This window comes from Leyella stercorea, from assembly GCF_021531655.1.
In genome coordinates this window covers 1-1,440 of record NZ_JADYUF010000102.1, presented here as the reverse complement: position 1 = coordinate 1,440, position 1,440 = coordinate 1, and the positions used below count along the sequence as shown (strand labels likewise).

General features: G+C 40.5%; 2 protein-coding genes. Both read left to right on the top strand.

Annotated features, from left to right (window positions below; genetic code table 11):
* Window positions 1-93 precede the first annotated feature (93 nt).
* Complete coding sequence (locus I6E49_RS14195) at window positions 94-420, top strand: ISAon1 family transposase N-terminal region protein (RefSeq protein WP_441006982.1); 327 nt, start codon at window positions 94-96, stop codon at window positions 418-420.
* A gap of 10 nt (window positions 421-430) precedes the next feature.
* Window positions 431-1,399, top strand: coding sequence for an ISAon1 family transposase (locus tag I6E49_RS14190; protein WP_235403131.1), 969 nt, complete (start codon window positions 431-433; stop codon window positions 1,397-1,399).
* The last annotated feature ends 41 nt before the right edge of the window (window positions 1,400-1,440 follow it).

The window sequence follows — 1,440 nt, the reverse complement described above, 5'->3', positions numbered from 1 at the left end:
GGATCAAATAATATTGTTGTGTTTTTAACAATTCAATATTATTGTTTATCTTTGCGTCATGAATAGAACTCAGCCATAGATTACAAGTCCGTATTGTCCTTATTTCTTCCAGCAGGACTCCTTGACTATTTCGATATAACAGAAGCTTCCAATATGGGAGATTATTTTATGTTGGTCTTAGTTGAGAAAGATATTGTGCCTGAGAACTTACAAGGCCTTCCTTTAATTTCCAATGGTTTTCACAAGCCAATAACAGTCACAGATTTTCCCGTCCGTGACCATACCATGTATTTTAGGATAAAGCGACGCAGATGGCTTGACAAGTCTAACGGCAAGAGCTACAGTCGCGACTGGAATCTTGTTGCATCCGGAACCAGAATTACCGCTGAGTTCGGAGCTTTTTTAAAAGAATTACCTTGATACCCATGCAGTGAGCATCAAGAGTGTAGCAGAGTTTACGCATTTGAAGGCAAATGTCCTAAATGACTACTACAAGAACCATCTGAGCGGTTTTCATTCCTGGAATCAGAAAAAACATTCAGAGGAGTTTACCCTTTACGCCTGCAATCTCGGCGAACATCTTGCCATAGACGAGTCTTCACTGAGCAATGGAGAACTGTATACAATTGTGACCAACAAGGACGGGCACGGGAGGAAGGGTACGCTTGTAGCAATGGTAAAGGGAGTGAAATCGGACTTCATAATCAAGAAGTTACAGCGTCTTCCTGTCGGCAAACGTGCAATGGTCAAGTCTGTTACCATGGACATGTCAAACTCTATGTATAAGATAGTACGTAAGTGTTTTCCCAATGCAGAGCAGATCGTAGACCGATTCCATGTGCAGAAACTTATGTATGATGCTCTTCAGGACTTACGTATAAAGCACCGTTGGGAAGTGATGGCGTGGGATAATCGCATGCGTGCTTTGTACAAGGAGAAAGGGCTTGAATACAAGCCTGAAATATTAAGCTGTGGAGACACTCTTAAGCAGCTTATGGTAAGATGCAGCAGGTTGCTTGTAAGAAAACCGAATGACTGGACCGAATCACAGGCAGAAAGAGCCAAGGTTCTGTTCTGTCGATTTCCGGACATGAAAGAGTTTTATTATCTTGCTTTAAGATTGGGTAAGATATATTCGGATTACGACAACAAGGACGTGACACGACCCAAACTCGCATTATGGTTTAATCAGGTTGAGCAATGGAACTGTGAAGAGTTTAATACAGTCATCAAGACGTTTCAAAACCATTATGACAGAATACTGAATTTCTTCAATGACAAAAGAACTAACGCCAGTGCCGAATCGTTCAACTGCAAGCTAAAAACATTCAGAACTGAATTCAGAGGAGTGAATGATCTGAAGTTCTATCTTTATAGGGTAAAACAGTTGTTTGTATAAGAAATGCAGATTGTTAAAAACACAACAATATTATTTGATCC